Origin of the sequence: Nostoc sp. NMS2 (assembly GCF_017115105.1) — a bacterium.
Lineage (GTDB): Bacteria > Cyanobacteriota > Cyanobacteriia > Cyanobacteriales > Nostocaceae > Nostoc.
The window spans coordinates 11,458-32,482 of the sequence record NZ_JABXKH010000156.1 but is presented as its reverse complement, the minus strand read 5'-3'; the positions used below and the strand labels follow the sequence as shown (position 1 = coordinate 32,482).

The following is a 21,025-nucleotide window of genomic DNA, read 5'->3' as shown; positions in this document are numbered from 1 at the left end:
CTATTTGGTACTTACACTCAAAGACTATAGTGTTACTGTACATTGAGTTTTCTCTGTTACATAGCAGTTTTCACAAGATTAAACTAATAAAATGAGTGATTATTCAAGGGATTTTAAATTTTCTACTCCTGTAGATATGCTGCGCTTTAGAGCATTGCACCAGCCCAATAAAACAGCTTTTACCTTTCTTGCAGATGGAGAAACAGAAAGCTCAAGCTTGACTTATCGAGAATTGGATTTACAAGCTCAAGCGATTGCAACTCAATTAAAATCTCTTGTAACTCCAGGTTCCAGAGCCTTACTGCTGTATCCATCTAGTCTAGAATTTATCGCTGCCTTCTTCGGATGTTTGTATGCCTCTGTTGTGGCAATTCCCGCTTATCCTCCCCGACGCAATCAGAAGATATCTAGGCTACAGGCGATTATAAATGATGCTCAAGCAACAATCACTCTGACTACAAAAGAACTATTGACCAACATAGAAGATCGCGTTGCCGAAAATCTAGACTTGGCAGGGATGAAGTGGCTAACAACAGATAATCTGGCCAGCGAACAGGTGAGTACATGGCAAGAACCAATACTAACCATAGATACATTAGCTTTTCTGCAATACACCTCTGGTTCTACAGGAATGCCAAAAGGGGTGATGGTAAGTCATGGTAATTTACTGCACAATTTGGAGTACATCAAACAAGCCTTTGAACTCACACCAGATAGCGTTTCTGTAACGTGGTTACCTAGTTTTCATGATATGGGATTGATTGACGGCATTCTGCAACCCATATATACAGGTTTCTTGGGTGTCGTCATGCCACCAACAGCCTTTGTTCAGCAACCGATTAGATGGCTACAGGCAATTTCGCGCTACAAAGCTACCCACAGCGGCGGCCCGAACTTTGGTTATGAATTATGCGTAAAAAGTACTACCTCAGAACAACGACAAAACCTTGATTTAAGCAGTTGGTGCAGCGCTTACAGTGGTGCTGAACCAGTTCGTAAAGAAACGTTAGAACAGTTTGCAGACACATTCCAGCCTTGCGGTTTTTGTCCTAACTTCTTCTATCCTTGTTATGGTATGGCTGAATCTACTCTGATGATTTCGGGTGGTAAAGTCAAAGACGAGCCAATTTACTGTGCAGTTCAAGCAGATGCACTCGAACAAAATCGGGTAGTGAAGACCTCTTTTGACAACCACAATGCTAGACATTTAGTCGGTTGTGGACATCCGTGGTTAGATACAAAAATAGCGATCGCTCATCCAGAATCACTAACGCGGTGTGTTCCCAATCAAGTCGGGGAGATTTGGGTGTCAGGTTCGAGTGTTAGTCAGGGTTACTGGCAACAATCAGAACAAACAGAGCAAACATTTCAGGCTTATTTGGCAGACACCGGCGAAGGGCCTTTTCTGCGTACAGGAGATTTAGGATTTTTACTAGATGGTGAACTATTTATCACAGGTCGATTAAAGGATCTAATCATCATCTTAGGTCGCAATCATTATCCCCAGGATATTGAGCAAACTGTAGAACAGTCTCACCCAGCGTTAAGAGCCAATTGTGGAGCAGCATTTGCAGTAGATATTGGGGGACAAGAAAAGCTAGTAATTGTCCAAGAAGTAGAACGAAGTTATCTGCGAAAGCTCAACGCTAGTCAGGTAATTGAGGCAATTTGTCAAGCAGTAGCACAACAACACGATATAGAAGTTTATGCGGTACTGCTGCTTAAGACTGCTAGCCTGCCCAAAACTTCCAGTGGTAAACTTCAGCGTAGCGCTTGTAGGAAAGGGTTTTTATCTGGCAGCTTAGATGTAGTTGCAGATTGGTGTGCTAATCCTCAAAACAAAACCACATTCCGGCATTTAGAGACAGAAGTCAAATCATTGTTGCAACAAGTGCAAACAACTACACAGTCAGCAAAGTTTATCAAAAGTAAAAATTCTCATCAACCAGCTACTTCAGATAAATCTCATAGTCAAAAAGAGATTGCAGCTTGGTTAATCTCAAAGGTTTCTCAGCAACTGCAAGTAGTTCCAGAGCAGATAGACATTCACCAACCATTAGCTGACTATGGTTTAGGTTCTTTGGCAGCAGTCAGGCTTTCTGGTGAGTTACAGCAATTTTTGGGATGCCAGCTTGCTCCTAGTATATTTTACGATTACCCCACTATTACAGACATAGCCCAGCATTTAGGAGTAGAAGCTACTTCCAAGCTAGACAATCATGATCTATTAGTCCACAACGAAAGCACGAAAATCTCTTCTCCACTCCCCATTTCCACTGAAGCGATCGCCATTATTGGTCTTGGCTGCCGTTTCCCAGGTGCTAAAGATCCAGAGGCTTTCTGGCAGCTTTTGCGCGATGGGGTTGATGCTATTCAAGAAGTGCCTTCATCACGTTGGGATAATAGTACTTTTTATGATCCAACACCAGCACATCCTGGTAAAATGAACACCCGTTGGGGTGGCTTTTTGGAACAAGTGGATCAGTTCGACCCTCAGTTTTTTGGGATTTCTCCACGGGAAGCTGAGATTATGGACCCTCAACAAAGACTTTTACTAGAGGTGAGTTGGGAAGCTCTGGAGAATGCCGGGCGGATAGCACACTTAGCAGAAAGTCAAACTGGAGTATTTATTGGTATTAGCAATTATGATTACTCCCGCTTACTAGTTAATCATGCTGCTGGTACTGATGCTTACTACGGTACTGGCAACGCTTTAAGTATTGCTGCTAACCGTTTATCCTACTTGCTGGACTTACAAGGTCCTAGCTGGGTAGTAGACACGGCCTGCTCCTCATCGTTGGTAGCAATTCACCAGGCTTGCCAAAGTTTACGCCAAGGGGAGTGTCAATTAGCTTTAGCTGGTGGAGTAAATTTAATTCTGACTCCCCAATTAACTATTACTTTCTCCCAAACGCGAATGATGGCAGCAGATGGACGCTGCAAAGTCTTCGATTCTAGCGCCGATGGCTATGTACGGGGAGAGGGTTGCGGAATAGTTGTGCTCAAACGCTTCTCTGATGCCATAAAAGATGGAGATAACATACTTGCCTTGATTAGAGGCTCGGCGGTTAACCAAGATGGTCGCAGCAATGGATTAACAGCACCGAATGGCATTTCTCAACAGCAAGTCATCCGCCAGGCTCTCCAAAACGCCAAGGTGCAACCAGCACAAATTAACTATGTAGAAACTCACGGCACAGGCACATCTTTAGGCGACCCCATTGAGGTAAATTCTTTAAAAGAAGTATTGATGGAGGGTCGAGCACCAGACCAGCTTTGTTACATTGGTTCAGTTAAGACCAATATTGGTCATTTAGAAGCGGCGGCTGGTATTGCTGGTTTAATTAAAGTGGTGCTATCTCTGCAACATGGAGAAATTCCTCCGCACTTGCATCTCAAGCAGTTAAATCCTTATATTTCTTTAGCAAACACACCATTATCAATTCCGACTCAGCGCCAAAAATGGCCTCAACAGCATCAACAACGGTTAGCGAGTATATCTTCATTTGGTTTCGGAGGTACTAACGCTCATGTAATTTTGGAAGAAGCACCCTTAGAAATTCAAAATTCAAAATTCAAAATTCAAAAGATAGATGCAATCGAGCGTCCTGTGCAACTTCTGACTTTATCGGCTAAGAGTAAGCCAGCTTTGCGGGAATTGGTACAGCGTTATCAAACATTCTTAGAACGTAATTCGGCAGCATCTCTTGCAGATATTTGCTTTACAGCTAATACCGGGCGATCGCATTTTGATCATCGACTAGCGATCGCTGCTGAATCTACAATACAGTTACGAGAAACATTAGATGCTTTTGCTAGTGGTAAACAGACTAGCAAACTAGTAAGTAATCAACTCGATAGTAAACAACGTCCGAAGATAGCATTTCTATTCACAGGTCAAGGCTCCCAGTATATTGAGATGGGACGGCAACTCTACGACACTCAACCCACTTTCCGGCAAACTCTCGACTACTGTGATGAAATTCTGCGTCCCTATCTAGAAAAGCCTTTGCTCTCAGTCCTCTACCCTACATCACAAGAGAGTTCTTTGCTAGATCAGACAGCTTATACTCAACCTGCTTTATTCGCTCTAGAATATGCTCTCTTCCAGTTATGGAAGTCTTGGGGCATAGTTCCAGACGTAGTTGTAGGTCATAGTTTGGGTGAATATGTTGCAGCTTGTGTTGCTGGGGTCTTCAGTTTAGAAGATGGTTTAAAGTTAATTGCCGAGCGGGCGCGCCTCATCCAAACACTACCCCAAAATGGGGAAATGGTAGCTGTATTTGCCGATGAGGGCAGAATTGCAGCGATTATTCAACCATATTCTCAAGAAGTGGCGATCGCTGCTATTAATGCGCCGAAAAATATTGTAATTTCCGGTGTGCGTCAGTCAGTAGAGAAAATCATTGCAGCCTTAGAAACAGAAGGAATTGAAACTAGACGGTTAAAAGTCTCCCATGCCTTTCACTCGCCCTTGATGCAGCCAATACTAGATCAATTTCAACATATAGCTAGTCGCATCCAATTTCAAGCTCCTTGTATTCCCATTATTTCCAACCTCACAGGTCAGATGCTACCGCCAGGTTATATCCCAGATGCTAGTTATTGGCGACGCCATACTTGTGAGGCAGTGAGATTTATGGTAGGAATAAATACTTTATTTGAACAAGGTTACGAACTATTCTTAGAAATCGGTTCAAAACCTATTCTCTCAACTTTGGGCAAACGTCAGCAGCAAGGAACTGCAACTTGGCTACCTTCTTTAGTAAAAGGACAAGATGATTGGCAGGTGTTGTTAGCAAGTTTATCTACTATCTATGTGCAGGGAATAGATGTTAACTGGACTGGATTTGATCGAGACTACTCACGACATTTGCTGTCACTCCCCACATATCCCTTCCAACGACAACGTTATTGGATTGCAGAAGACTCGGCCATCAAACAGCACAATGTCAAAGACTTGTTACATGTAGGACCATCTGCGAATTTTAACTCGATTGGATCTAATAAAGACTACTCACAAAATCAACCCTCACTTACTAGCCATTCTTTACCAAAAGCAGAAAACTTATTAATCGCAGAGAATAAAATTAGTGTGAATGGAGTCCAACCATCTCAAAAACGTCAGGATGCTATCGTCTCTAAATTACGTTGTATAGTTGGAGATTTGTTGCGGGTAGCCCCGTCTGAAGTCAAGATTCATGCTCATTTTTTAGATATGGGAGCTGATTCAATTGTTCTCATTGATGCTATACGAAACATTGAAAACACTTACGCGATTAAAATTACCATTCGCCAGTTATTTGAAGAGTTAACAACCATCGAGGCATTAGCACTCTACCTAGACAAGAATCTCTCATCAGAATGGGCTGTGACAGATTCCTCACCTGAGCCGGAAGTGCAGGATAGACAAAATGGAAGGCAGGAGCAAAATATACCTGAAACTGCACTAGAAAAAATTATGATGCAGCAACTTCAGGTGATGTCTCAGCAATTAGATGTCTTGCGTAGCAATGGCTTATCATCAAGCAACAAACTATCTGCGTTAGCTCATCCCACAAACGTACCGCTCGTTCATTCTGATACTGCTAGACAAAAATCTCAGGCTTTGTTTAAAGTAGAAGCGCCGAAAGTTAGGGAACTGAGTGTACAGCAACAGCAGCATCTAGAAGCACTTATCTTACGATATACAAACCGTACTCAACAATCAAAGCAAAGAACACAAACTTATCGTCCAGTGATTGCCGACAGGAGATCATCAACCGGGTTCCGTTTGGAAACAAAAGAAATGCTCTATCCGATTGTTGGCGATCGCTCTTTAGGTTCTAGAATTTGGGATATCGATGGCAATGAGTATATAGATATCTCTATGGGGTTTGGTGTACATCTATTTGGTCATCGTACTCCCTTCGTCACAGAAGCCTTAGAAAAGCAGTTTCAGCAAGGTATCCAAATCGGCCCCCAATCAAAACTTGCAGGTGAAGTAGCAGCATTAATCTGTAAATTGACGGGTATGGAGCGAGTCACCTTCTGTAACTCAGGTACAGAAGCCGTGATGACAGCTCTACGTTTGGCTCGTGCCGTCACAGGTCGAGACAAGATTGTAATGTTCCAAGATGCCTATCATGGACACTCTGACGGCACTTTAGCTATAGCCAGAACTATCGATGGTAAGCGCCAGTCTGTTCCGATGGCTTTAGGAGTAACGCAAAATGTAGTTGATGATGTTCTGATTCTCCCCTATGGTGAGCCGGAATCTCTCGAAATCATCAAAGCTTTTGCTCATGAATTAGCTGCTGTTTTAGTCGAGCCTGTACCCAGTCGCAGACCAGATTTACAGCCAAAAACCTTTCTTCATGAACTTAGACAGTTAACGCAAGCAGCAGGTACAGTGTTAATTTTCGATGAAGTTATTACTGGCTTCCGCATTCATCCTGGTGGTGCACAAGCATGGTTTGGCATTAATGCAGATATAGTCACCTATGGCAAACTCATCGGTGGTGGAATGCCGATTGGCGTTGTTGCTGGCAAGGCTGCATACATGGATAGTATTGACGGTGGCATGTGGAACTATGGAGATGAGTCATATCCCCAAACCGCAACAACGTTTTTTGCAGGTACATTTTCCAAACATCCTCTAACGATGGCAGCCGCACAAGCTGTACTCAACCATCTCATAACGGAAGGAGCGACACTACAACAAGAGTTAAATCAGCGCACATCACAGTTGACCACAACACTCAATGCTTATTTTGCACAAGAGGATGTGCCAATCAAGGTAGTACACTTTAGCTCATTCTTCCGTTTTGTATTATCAGGTAATTCCAGCTATTTGTACCAGCCTTTAGAACTGGATTTGTTGTTTTATCACCTCATCGAAAAAGGAGTCTACATTTGGGAAGGACGCACATGTTTCCTTTCCACAGCCCACACAGATGCAGATATTGATTATGTGATTCAAGCAATTCAAGATAGCGTCGAGGAGTTACGAAAAGGAGGATTTTTACTTAGGAGGCAGGAGGCAGAAGGCAGGTGGTCGCCGAGCGCAGTCGAGGTGAAAGGCAGCACTTCGGCTACGCTCAGTGACCGGAGGCAGGAGGCAGAAGGCAGGTGGTCGCCGAGCGCAGTCGAGGTGAGGCAGCAGTCATCAGTCAGCAGTCAGCATTCATTTGAAGCAGCAAAAGACACACAAATAGTTCCTCTTACAGAAGCTCAAAAGCAACTCTGGATTTTGACGCAGATCGGGGATGATGGTTCTCTAGCATATAACGTTTCCTTGAGTCTGCAATTGCGGGGGATGTTTAGTCTAGCGGCAATGCATCAAGCAGTACAAAAAGTTGTAGACCGCCATGAAGCCATACGGACAGTTATTGATAATCAAGGTGAGTTTCAGCACATTCTACCGTTTTTGAAGATAGACGTTCCTTTGATTGATTTTTCAGATGTAGATAGTTATGAACGCGAGTCTAGAGTAGCTGAGTGGTTTAAGAAAGATAGCCAAGTACCTTTAGACTTGAGCCAAGGTCCACTGTTCCGTATTCATATCCTCAAACTAAAAGAACAACTGCATTTGCTAGTTTTAACGGCTCATCATATTGTCGTTGATGGCTGGTCAATGAGTGTGATTTTGCAAGAAATGGGCGAGTTATATTCAGCAGCATATCAGGGAGTGATTTGTCAACTCCAACCACCAATGCAATTTAGAGAATATATTGAGTGGCAGGAGCAGCAAAGCCAGACTGAAGCAATGGCAATCCATGAGTCTTACTGGTTGGAAAAGTTTGGTCAGTCAATTCCTGTTTTAAACTTGCCGAGCGATCGCTCTCGTCCGGCAATTAAAACTTATCAAGGTAGTAGGCAAACTATACGACTCGACGCGAACCTGTATCGTGATCTGAAAAAATTAAATAAAGAGCAGGGTTGTACTCTATTTATGACGCTGCTGGCAGTATATACAATTTTACTGCATCGCATCACAACCCAAGATGACCTTGTAGTCGGTATTCCTTCTGCTGGACGCTCTCTGGAGGGTAGCGATCGCTTAGTTGGCTATTGTGCCCACATATTGCCCATTAGAAGTTGCGTTGTTGGAGAAGCAAAATTTTCTGAGTTTCTGGATAATTTGAAGGGTTTGTTATTGGAAGCCTACGAACACCATGATTATCCCTTTGCCAAACTGCTCAATCAACTCAGAGGAGGTTGGGACTTCAGCCGTTCACCTTTAGTAACAGTCACATTTAACCTAGAACGACCTGTGGCTGTCAATATGTTGGGAATCGAGACAGATTTGTTTTGGCAACCCATTAGTTCTGTTGATTACGACCTGAATTTAAACGCCACCGAAATTAATGGTGAGATTGTCTTAGACTGCGATTACAGCACCGACTTATTCGACGCTGCCACAATTGAACGCTTGTTAGGACATTTTCAAACCTTGCTCAAGGTAATTGTTGCTCATCCACAGCAGCGAATTTCAGAATTGCCCTTGTTGAGCGCATCCGAGCGACATCAGTTGTTAGTCGAGTGGAATCATACTCAAGTAGATTATCCCAATAACCAGTGCATCCATCAAATCATTGCAGAACAGGCAAAGCAAACACCAGAAGCCGTAGCAATAGTATTTGACAATCAACAACTTACCTACCGAGAGTTAAATGATCGAGCTAACCAGTTAGCCCATTATCTACAAACTCTAGGCGTCAAACCAGAAGTTCCTGTAGGTATCTGTGTTGAGCGCTCCCTAGAGATGATTGTGGGATTACTAGGAATCCTTAAGGCAGGCGGGGCTTACGTACCCTTAGACCCAGACTATCCCCAAGAACGCCTAGCCTACATGTTAAATGACGCACAAGTATCCGTGCTATTGACTCAAAAGAAATTGGTAAAGGAATTACCTGAACACAGAGCTGATGTCATCTGCTTAGATACAGACTGGCAAACAATCTCTCAACAAAGTCAGCAAAATCCGGTAAGTGAAGTAGCAGCAGAGAACCTGGCATATATCATCTACACCTCTGGTTCTACTGGTAACCCGAAGGGAGTGATGATAACTCATCGCAACTTGGTTAACGCCTATATGGCTTGGGAAGATGCTTATCATCTGCGCTCCTCGTGTACCAGTCATTTACAAATGGCGAGTTTCTCCTTTGATGTTTTTTCTGGGGACATGGTGCGTGCGCTTTGTTCTGGGGCAAAACTAGTCATCTGTCCACGAGAGTGGCTTTTAGAACCGGAAAAGCTATATAACTTGTTGCAACAACAGCAAGTTGATTGTGCCGAGTTTGTGCCACCTGTGCTTAGGAACTTAATTCAGTACCTAGAGAAAACAGAGCAAAACCTGAGCTTTATGAAATTATTGATCGCAGGTTCAGATAGTTGGTATGTACAGGAGTATCAGCAATTTCAAAAGTTTTTAGGTGCAGAGACTCGCTTGATTAATTCTTATGGAGTGAGCGAAGCCACCATCGACAGTTCATATTTTGAAAGTGCTGCAATTAATTTGTCTGCTGATGGACTGGTTCCGATTGGGCGTCCGTTTGCCAATACAAAAATTTACATCTTAGACCAGAACTTACAACCCGTTCCGATTGGCGTTCCTGGTGAACTGTACATTAGTGGTGCGGGGTTGGCTCGTGGCTACCTCAATCAACCAGAATTGACCGAACAGAAATTCATCCATCATTGTACTTTAGACACCCGTCTTTATAAAACAGGCGATCGCGCCCGCTACCTGAATGATGGCAACATTGAGTTCTTAGGACGTCTCGATCATCAAGTCAAGATTCGTGGTTTCCGCATTGAACTAGGAGAAATTGAATCTATATTGACCCAGCACCCTGCAATTCTCCAAGCTGTGATCTTAGTTCGAGAAGATCAACCAGGAAACAAGCGTCTTGTAGCCTATGTTGTTTTCCAGCAATCAGCACTCACCTCTAATGAACTGCGCCAGCTGCTCAAAGAAAAGTTGCCCGATTACATGATTCCTTATGCTTTCGTGCAACTGGATGTTCTACCCCTGACACCTAACGGCAAAATCAACCGCTGGGCCCTACCAGCCCCAGATCCATCTCAAATCTGCCTTGAAAATAACTTTGTTGCACCTCGCACTCCTACAGAAGAGATTTTGGCTGACATTTGGGCTGAGGTTTTAGAACTAGAAAAAGTTGGCATTCACGATGACTTCTTTGAAATGGGAGGACATTCCTTATTAGCCACTCAACTTATTTCTCGGCTGCGCGAAGCCTTCTCTATTGAGTTACCTCTGCGTTACTTATTTGAAAGTCCTACCATTGCTGAGTTAGCTGAATTGTTGACTGCTCAACAGATTGAACAAGCAGAAACTAATATGCTAGAGCAACTTTTGACTGAAATTGACGAGTTATCGGATGAAGAAGTGAGGCAATTATTGGCTGAGTGATGACTGTTGACTGATGGACTAGACCTGTTATTTTGTTACTTTTCTTACTCTTCTTTGCGTCTTTGCGCCTTTGCGTGAGACAAAAAAAAGAATTCTTGCATAAGCCCTAGACTATTAACTGTTGAATAAACAGTCCTCCCCCCATCCATTTTTCTGAAATCATTTTAGGAAAAATCTTATTATGACTGATTTGCATAAACGTCTGGAAAATCTTTCTATAGAAAAGCGCGAACTTTTACTTCAGAAGCTAAAAACACAGAAGAAACAAACTTTTTCCACAGGCAAGATAGACCAATTTTCATCGATCGCCACAATCTCCAGAGATGAGACAATTCCTTTATCCTTTGCTCAACAACGTTTGTGGTTTTTGGATGAGTTAGAAGATGGGAGTGCTAATTACAACATGGCTGCGGCAGTGCGGTTGATTGGTTGTTTGCAAGTGGCTGCACTCGAAGGGGCGATTGCGGCAATTGTCCAACGTCATGAGGTTTTACGCACCAATTTTCAGACGGTGAATGGCACTGCTGTGCAAGTCATAGCTCCAACTTTAACTGTGACTTTACCTGTAGTGGATTTGCAGACGTTAACAGTAGCAGAAAAGTCAGCTGAGATAAAACGGTTGGCGAAAGCAGAAGCAGATAAACCGTTTGATTTGGCTTATGACTCTTTATTGCGAATCACCTTACTCAAGTTGAGTCAAGAGGAACATGTACTGCTGGTAACGATACACCACATTATTTCTGATGGCTGGTCGATAGAAATATTTTTCCGGGAGATGACTAGTCTCTACGAAGCCTTGGTGATGGGAACACCTTCGCCTTTAGCGGCATTACCCATTCAGTATGCTGACTTTGCTCACTGGCAACGACAGTGGTTACAAGGTGAACTATTAGAAAAAGGACTCAATTACTGGAAGCAACAATTAGCTGGGATACCTGCTTTATTATCTCTGCCTAGCGATCGCCCCCGCCCGAATATTCAGTCTTTCCGAGGTGATGTCGAACGTTTTCAGATTAACCCCGATTTGACGAAGAAACTTAAGGATCTAAGCAGACAGTCAGGGGCAACTCTGTTTATGACTTTGTTAACAGCCTTTGCAACTTTACTCTCACGTTACAGCAATCAGTCAGATATTGTCGTTGGTTCTCCAATTGCTAACCGTAACCGTAGGGAAATCGAGCCATTAATTGGCTTTTTTGTCAATACTTTGTTGCTGCGTGTGGACTTGCAAGGCGAACCAAGTTTCTCTGAGTTACTCCATCGAGTCCGGCAGGTTGCTTTAGATGCATATACTCATCAAGATGTTCCTTTTGAAAAACTCGTAGAGGAATTACATCCAGAAAGAAGTTTGAGTTATAACCCGCTCTTTCAAGTGATGTTCGTTTTGCAGAATACACCACAACCGCAACTAGAACTAGCTGGATTGAGCCTCAGTTTAGAAATGGAGAATGTCACAGCCAATTTTGATTTGAGTCTATCAATTGAAGAAACAGAGCAAGAATTAATAGGGGCATGGGAATACAATACAGACTTGTTCGATGCTGCCACTATTAAACGCATGGTTGGACATTTCTACACCTTGTTAAAAGGGGTTGTAGCTAATCCCCAGCAGCAAATTTCTGCATTACCCATACTGACAGCATCGGAACGCCAACAATTACTAGTAGAGTGGAATAATACTTATAAAGAGTATCCCCAAGACAAATGCATTCATCAATTGATTGAAGCTCAGGTGGAGAAAACTCCAAAGCGCACTGCTGCTGTCTTTGAAAACAAAACACTCACATACTCAGAAGTTAATCATAAAGCCAACCAGTTAGCATCTTTACTGCAAGCAAAGGGAATTAACCGAGGCCAATTTGTGCCCGTGTTAATGGAAAAAAGTCTAGAGTTGCTGCTTTCTCATCTAGCCATTATGAAAGCTGGTGCTGCTTTTGTGCCAATGGACCCCAAATGGCCGATAGAAAGAATTAAAGAAATTCTGCATGAATTAAACACTAAAGTTGTGCTTGTCAGTCAAGACAAGCCGCATTGGGAAGCATTAGCAGAGTGGTCTTGTATTGTTGTTGATGAACAGCAGCTAACAGAGGCAACACCTAATTTAAATGTTGCTATCAATTTAGACGATCCGATATACGCTATCTTTACCTCTGGTTCGACAGGAAAACCGAAAGGAGCCATCAATCAACATCGTGGTATTGTCAACCGATTTTTCAATATGAACGATCGCTATGGTTCTCAAGAAGATGATGTCATTTTATTTACCAGCAACTTTATTTTTGATTCTTGTGTTTGGCAATTATACTGGCCATTAATCAATGGTGCCCGTACAGTTATACCTGCTCCGAGTTTTGGTTTAGATTTGCCGCAGATAATTGCGATCGTTGAAAAGCAAAAGGTAACGATTACAGATTTTGTTCCTTCTGTCTTTAATATCCTCCTCGATTATTTAGTAGAGAATCCCCAATTGCGTTGTCACCTCCACTCATTGCGACAACTAGTCGTTGGTGGCGAAGCGATGAGCGCAAAAGCAATTTATCAGTTTAAGTCGTATTTTCCATCTATCAGCATTAGTAATGCCTATGGTCCTACAGAAACTTCAATTGGTGTTATTTTTAATGAAGTTTCCCCTACATTTACAGAACCTATACCCATCGGTAAACCACTGCATAACGTTTATGCATTAATACTCGATCAACACTTAAATCCTGTCCCTATTGGCGTACCCGGTGAGCTGTATCTTGGTGGGCAATGTGTAGGACTTGGTTATTTAAATAACGAAACTGCAACTCGTAAAGTTTTTATTCCTAACCCCTTTGCAGAAATTAATAGCAAATTACTTTATAAAACTGGGGATTTAGTGCGCTACCTTCCCGACGGCACTATTGATTTTCTCGGCCGAATTGATAACCAAGTCAAAATTCGGGGAATCCGCATCGAATTAGGAGAAATCGAAGCGATATTGGCGCAACATCCAGAAGTACGACGTACTGTAGTAATTGCACGAGAAGATCACCCCACAGAAAAGCGCTTAGTAGCCTATGTTATCCCCAACCATGAGCAAGCCACCGCCCAGGAACTACGGCGTTTTCTCAGAGAAAAACTGCCTGAGTACATGATCCCGTCAACCTTTGTAGTACTAGACTCCTTCCCATTAACACCTAATGGCAAGATAGATTGGCGGGCTTTGCCTGTACCAGATTCATCAATAACTGGTTTAGAAGCGAACTTTGTTGCACCCCGCACTACTACAGAAGCAACCCTAGCCAAAATCTGGGCTGACGTTTTAGGACAAGAACAGGTTGGGATTCACGATAACTTCTTTGAATTAGGGGGAGATTCGATTCTGAGCATTCAGGTAGTTGCTAGAACTAACCAAGCAGGTTTTTCAGTTACTCCTAAATTACTATTTCAACACCAAACGATCGCCGAATTAGCTACTGTAGTCAGTACAACGCTCAAAGTGCAAGCTGAACAGGGAGTAGTTACAGGCCAAGTACCGCTAACCCCGATTCAGCAATGGTTCTTCGCCCAAAATCAGCCAGAGTTACACCACTACAACCAATCTGTACTGGTGGAAGTACTACCACTCAATCCAGAACTACTCAAGCAAGCCGTGCAGCAATTATTAATGCATCATGATGCTTTGCGGCTGCGGTTTACAGGCGCGAATGGTTGGCAGCAAGTTAACGCCGGGGTAGATGAGACAGTGCCGTTTACAGTCGCAGATTTATCAGGACTGACTGACGAAAAACAGCGATCGCTCCTCGAAGCCACTGCTAACGAACTGCAAGCTAGCCTCAACCTGGCAGACGGCCCAATTATCCGCGTGGCTTTATTCAAACTTGGCAACGAGAAACCAAGTCGATTGTTAATTGTTATTCATCACCTAGCAGTTGATGGCGTTTCTTGGAGAATTTTACTAGAAGATTTAGCAACAGCATATCAACAACTTAGCCAAGGTGAACCTATTCAACTACCCGCCAAGACAACCGCCTTTAAAGATTGGGCTTCTCGCTTAATCGAGTATGGGCGATCGCAAACAGTAGCTAGCGAATGGGATTATTGGTTAGCTCAATCTAGTACTGTTGCTCCCTTACCAATAGATTATCCATTAACCAAAACAGCTAACACAGTTGCATTTGCCGCTCAAGTGTCAGTCTCTCTGAGTATAGAACAAACCCAAGCCCTCCTACATGATGTACCTGCTGTCTATAACACTCAAATTAACGATGTACTACTTACCGCCTTACTGCAAACTTTCTGCCAGTGGACAGGAGAACCTTCCCTACTAATTGATTTAGAAGGACATGGACGAGAAGAACTATTTGAAGACGTAGATTTATCGCGTACAGTCGGCTGGTTTACGACTGTATTCCCCATCCAGTTGCAGCTAGGAGAAACTGAACATCTAGGAGAATTACTCAAATCAGTTAAAGAACAGTTGCGTTATCTACCAAATCGAGGCATCGGCTACGGCATCCTGCGATATCTCAGCCAAGACACAGTAAAACAGTCACAACTAGCAGCCTTACCCCAAGCAGAAGTATGCTTTAACTACTTAGGCCAATTTGATCAAGCAATCTCCAAATCACCACTATTAAGAATTGCACAAGAATCCTCAGGAGAAAATTACACTCCTTGGAGAAATCGCAACTATCAGTTAGAAATCGATGGATTCGTGGAATTAGGTAAACTACAACTGAATTTAACTTATAGCAAAAACGTTTATCAACAATCCACAATCGAGCATCTAGCTCAGACTTTCATCAAGACATTGACAGATATAATTACTCATTGTCAATCCCCCCAAGCAGGAGGTTTTACACCCTCAGACTTTCCAGAAGCGCAGTTAAATCAACAAGAACTCGATGATTTAGTCGCCCAACTCAATTTAGATTAACAAGTTCCGTGGGTTTAAGTCCCCCGGTTCAATAAAAAAGCAAGTTTTGTGTTGGGGTTAAATCCCCATTACAAAACTTAATTACGAATTACGTACAGCCCTTTGGGCATGAAAACCGCGTAGCGTGCCGGAGGCTCTATTACGAATTACGAATTATTTAATTCTTAGCGTCTTGGCGGTTCGTACCAAAATCTTTTTTATCTCACGCAGAGGTGCAGAGAAAGAAAGAGAAGTAAACTCCAAAACTGACGCAAAAACTCTCATTTCTCCGTGTTCTCTGCGTCCTCGGTGGTTCGTTTTTTCATAAGCAAATGAATCAACATAACAAAAACATTGAATCCATCTACCCCCTATCTCCCATGCAACAAGGTATGCTCTTTCATACCCTGTTCGCGCCAGATTCGGGTATATATTTCGAGCAGTCAAGCTACAACCTCTACGGCAAATTAAATGTTTCAGCCTTCGAGCAAGCTTGGCGAACAATAGTACAAAGACATTCAGTATTACGCACTCTCTTTGTTTGGGAAAACACTCAAAAACCTTTACAAATCGTACGCAAGTCAGTAAATTTACCCTGGATTAACCATGATTGGCGGACATTATCCTCAGTTGCACAACAAGAACGTGTCGAGGCTTTTTTAGAGGCAGATCGAACACAAGGCTTTCAACTAAACCAGGCTCCACTGATGCGTTGCGCCCTCATCAGGCTAGCTGAGGATATCCACCAATTTGTTTGGAGTCATCATCATCTACTGCTTGATGGTTGGTCTTCATCTTTGATCATTAAAGAAGTCTTAGCTTACTACGAAGCAGGCAAAAAAGCTCACAACTTGTATTTACCATCGCCACGCCCTTACAAAGACTACATTACTTGGTTACAACAACAAGACCAAGGATTTGCTAAAACTTTCTGGCAACAAGTACTCAAAGGCTTTACTGCTCCTACTCGTCTCGGTAACAAAGATGTCAGTAATCCACTTGGTCAAAAAGAGACTTATGGTGTTCAGGAAATCCACTTGTCAATGGCGCTGACAGAAGACTTACAAGCTCTGATCCGCAAGCATCATTTGACTCTGAACATCCTGCTTCAAGGTGTGTGGGGACTCCTGTTAAGCCACAACAGTGGACAGTCAGATGTAGTCTTTGGCACTACCGTATCTGGTCGCCCACCAGAGCTAGCAGGTGTAGAATCGATGGTGGGATTATTTATCAATACTCTACCAGTGCGATCGCAAATATCAAAAGCAGCTTCGCTCATTCTCTGGTTACAGCAACTTCAGGCGCAGCAAGTAGAACGGGAGCAATACTCATACAGTTCGCTGATTGATATTCAGGAATGGAGTGAACTACCTAGAGGAATGTCTCTATTTGAGAGCCTTTTGGTATTTGAGAACTATCCTGACATTTCTCATCAAAAACAGTATGGCAGCTTAGAAATTGGCAATCTACGTTTTTTTGAACGCAACAATTATCCACTGACAATGCTAGCTGAAACTAGCCCAGAACTGTCTCTAGGGATTGGTTATGATCGATGCCGCTTTGATGATGCTGCGATCGCCAAAATGTTGCAGCATTTACAAAGTTTACTAGAAAATATTGTAATTCAACCAGAGCAATCTCTCTCACAGCTTTTGCTAGCTAGTGGACTTAAGGCCAAAACAGAAGATGTTAATAATGTGAGTAAGCAATCTAACCTCACAGAGCATCAACTCTTAATTTGGTTAGGACATAAATTTAATCCAAATGCCTTAATCTACAATAATCCTTTGACATTCACTATCCCTACCGCCATTGATTTAATCCGCTTTCAAGCTGCATTTCAAGTTTTAATTAATTCTAGTGATGCTTTACGAACGGTATTTCTAGAAGTAGATGGTGTACCACAACAGAAAGTACTTCCCTACTTTGACTATGTAGTAAATTTTGTAGATTTCTCGCAAGTTGCTGACTCTGCTACAGCCGTCTCTAATTTATTATACAAACGCTCTCAAATAATCTTCGATTTAGAAAGATGCTTGTTTGATACAGTCTTAATCAAACTTTCTCCAGACAAGTTTGTTTGGTATCTCAATATTCATCAAATTATCGGAGATGGCTTATCTCTATCTTTAATCTTTAACTATCTCTCAGAATTATATGTTATTGCCATCAATAATTGCCTACCAAAGGTAATACAAATACCTCAGTTTCAAGATTATATAGAGTATGAGAAAAAATATCGAGATTCTGAACGCTACCACAAGGTAAAAAACTATTGGCAACAAAAGCTAGCTGAACCGATAGAGCCACTTAGTTTCTATGGTAAAACACCCATCAAGACAACAACTTTCGCTCACAGGGTTTCTTATGAATTAGGCTTTGAACGCACTCAAAAAATTAAAACCCTGGCTATTCAAGAAGATAGTGCCACAGTCACAGAAAATACTGCTATGTTTAATATTTTCTTGGCAGTATTGGCAATCTACCTGTATCACATCAGTGGGAACCAACAACTAACTATTGGCATTCCCTTACACAATCGACGTTCACCAACTTTTAAAAAGACTATAGGCTCTTTTGTGCAAGTTTTACCATTGCACATTGAAATTGAAAAAACCGACAATTTCCAATCGTTAATTAAAAAGATTGGCACAACAATTTTGACTAGCTTACGTTATAGTCAATATGTAGTGAGAAACCCTCGCCAAAATCCAGTTTATGATGCGGTATTAAACTATCATACATCGACATTTGTCAACTTCGCTGAAACTAAAATTGCTTTTGACTGGATTCATACTGGACATGCTAATGAAAGTCTCAATGTTCAAATACGTGATGTTAGTTTATCTAATAATCTGATTATTGATTTTGATTTTCACTGTGATACTTTTGTTCAGGCATCACTTGACTTATCAATTCAACATTTTCTTCAGGTGTTAGATGCATTGTTAGAGGATAGTCACCAATCTATCTTGCAGGTTAGTTTGCTTGCAAAACTGGAAAAACAGAAGATTTTAGTTGATTTTAATCAAACTCAAACAGCATTTCCAGAGCAAATATTTACCCAACTTTTTACAGTCCAAGCTCAAAAGACACCTGAGCAAGTAGCCGTTGTTTTTGCAGAACATACGGTCACTTATGCTCAGTTGAATGCTCAAGTTAATCAACTAGCTCATTATTTACAGTCTTTGGGGGTAAAAACAGAAGTATTAGTAGGTGTTTATATTGAACGGTCTTTGGAGATGCTGGTGGCATTTCTGGCGATTCTCAAAGCAGGTGGGGTTTATGTGCCATTAGATCCTGCCTATCCCCAAGAACGTTTAGCCTACATTCTTGCAAATTCGCAGGTGTCAGTGCTGTTGACTCACAAGAGCATAAAAACTAAATTGCCTGAGCATAAAGCAGATGTAGTTTACTTAGATGCAGACTGGCCAGTTATTTCTCAACATAGTCAGCAGAATCCTGATACTGTGGTGACAGGTGAAAACTTGGCTTATGTCATCTACACTTCTGGTTCTACGGGGATGCCCAAAGGGGTGATGATTACCCATCGCGGGATGCTGAATCATTTATATGCTAAGGTGTTGGATCTCAAGCTTACAGAAAGTGATGCGATCGCTCAGACTGCGCCCCAAAGTTTCGATATCTCGGTTTGGCAATTGCTGGTAGGATTACTTGTAGGTGGACGGGTACACATTTTCAACAATGAGGTTGTGCGTAACCCGGCAAAATTGTTAGAGCAGATTCAGCAACACGAAATTTCTATTCTAGAGGTTGTGCCTTCGCTGTTGCAGATGATGCTTCAGGAAATAGACTTACATAACCAAAAGCGTCCTCATTTATCTAAGTTACGCTGGTTGATTTTAACAGGTGAAGCATTGCCGCCCAAATTGTGCGATCGCTGGTTAGAATACTACCCCACCATCCCCATGTTAAATGCCTATGGCCCAACAGAATGTTCTGATGATGTCACGCATTACCCTATATACCACCCATTAGGGATAGAAACTCTCAATACGCCCATTGGTAAGGCTGTAGCCAATACACAACTGTATATCCTAAACCCCCAACTACAACCCGTACCGATTGGGGTAGCAGGTGAATTATATGTTGGAGGGACAGGAGTTGGTCGTGGCTATCTCAACAATCCCGAACTCACAACTAAAGTCTTTATTCCTAATCCCTTTGGGCTACCGGGAACTCGCCTTTACAAAACTGGCGACAAAGCCCGCTACCTCAATGACGGTAACATTGAATTTCTGGGTCGGATTGACTATCAGGTGAAGATTCGCGGATTCCGCATTGAACTTTTAGAAATTGAAGCCGTGCTAGCACAACACCCCAAAGTGCAAGAGTGCGTGGTCATCCTTTGGGAACAGTCAGGAGATAAGCGTTTAGTGGGTTATGTAGTCCCACATAGGCAAGTGGAAACTCCAGATTTAGAAGTGCAACTGCGTCACTTTCTCAAAGAAAGACTACCTGAGTATATGATGCCCTCAGCTTTTGTGATGCTGGAGTCTCTACCATTAACACCCAACGGTAAGGTAGACCGCCGCGCCCTACCCGCACCAGATAAATCCAACTTTATTAGAAAGACTAAATTTGTCCCGCCTCGTGGTTCTCTAGAACTACAACTAACATCAATTTGGGAAGGAGTTCTTAATCTTCACCCTATCGGCGTCCAAGACAACTTCTTTGAACTCGGTGGTCATTCTCTGTTAGCTGTACACCTAATGGCTCAAATTCAGCAGCAGTTAGAAAAAAATCTCCCCTTAGCGACACTTTTACAAAACCCCACAATCGAACAAATGGCCAGTACTATCAGCCAGCATCAAGATTCCCAGTCTTGGTCGCCTTTGGTAGCAATTCAGCCAGACGGTTCTAAGACACCTTTCTTCTGTGTGCCTGGGGGCGCGATGGATGTGATTGAATTTTATCATCTTGCTCGTTCTTTAGGTTCAGAGCAACCATTCTACGGTTTGCAACCACGGGGTTTAGATGGAGAACTTGAACCCCATACCCGCATTGAAGAGATGGCTAGTTGCTATATCGCAGCTATACAGACAATTCAGCCACAAGGACCGTACCTTCTAGGCGGTCATTCTTTCGGAGGTTACGTGGCTTTTGAGATGGCTCAACAATTGCAACAGCAAGGGCATGAAGTAGCCTTACTTGCCATTTTAGATGTAATGGCCATAGTTCCTAATCTCAATAAGCCTGTAACTATTGACGGGGATGATGCTAAGGATCTAATCTACTTGATTCGGTTAATGGAGCGCTTCTTTGAAAAGAAAGTCGAGTTTTCTTATGAAACTTTGCTGACTCTAGATGCAGAAGCAAAATTGAATTACCTTGCAGAGAGGTTGAAAGTAGCTAACCTATTACCACCCCAGGTAGGAACAAAACAACTACGAGGTTTTTTAAAGGTTAGTAAAGCCACAGGCGAAGCTTTTGATTTTTATCTGCCACAGCATGTCTATCCGAGTCAAATTACCTGTTTTCGGGCAAGTGAGGTAAATTCTGATGATGTTTCTAGCCTGTTTGAATATTCAGAGATACTACAAGACCCGGCTTTAGGCTGGAACGAGTTTTCTAGCAAAACAGTAGAGGTTCATATTGTCCCTGGGGACCATGTAACAATGATGACTCAACCCCATGTTCTGACTCTAGCCGATCGCTTGCAAACATGCATTGAGAAAGCACAGGTAAATAGTGGAGTGAAATAA

At 42.5% G+C, this 21,025-nt stretch carries 3 protein-coding genes; all 3 read left to right on the top strand.

Annotation, left to right across the window (positions count from 1 at the left end; translation table 11 throughout):
- Positions 1-91 precede the first annotated feature (91 nt).
- The 3 genes from HWQ36_RS27965 to HWQ36_RS27955 all read left to right on the top strand — a co-directional run bounded on the left by HWQ36_RS27965 (position 92) and on the right by HWQ36_RS27955 (position 21,025).
- Positions 92-10,417, top strand: a complete 10,326-nt coding sequence (locus HWQ36_RS27965) for a non-ribosomal peptide synthetase/type I polyketide synthase (protein WP_292708897.1) — start codon at positions 92-94, stop codon at positions 10,415-10,417.
- Between the two features lie 181 nt (positions 10,418-10,598).
- Positions 10,599-15,320 (top strand): non-ribosomal peptide synthetase, encoded by a 4,722-nt coding sequence (locus HWQ36_RS27960; RefSeq protein ID WP_292708896.1) that lies wholly within the window; start codon positions 10,599-10,601, stop codon positions 15,318-15,320.
- Between the two features lie 311 nt (positions 15,321-15,631).
- Positions 15,632-21,025, top strand: coding sequence for a non-ribosomal peptide synthetase (locus tag HWQ36_RS27955; RefSeq protein ID WP_292708895.1), 5,394 nt, complete (start codon positions 15,632-15,634; stop codon positions 21,023-21,025).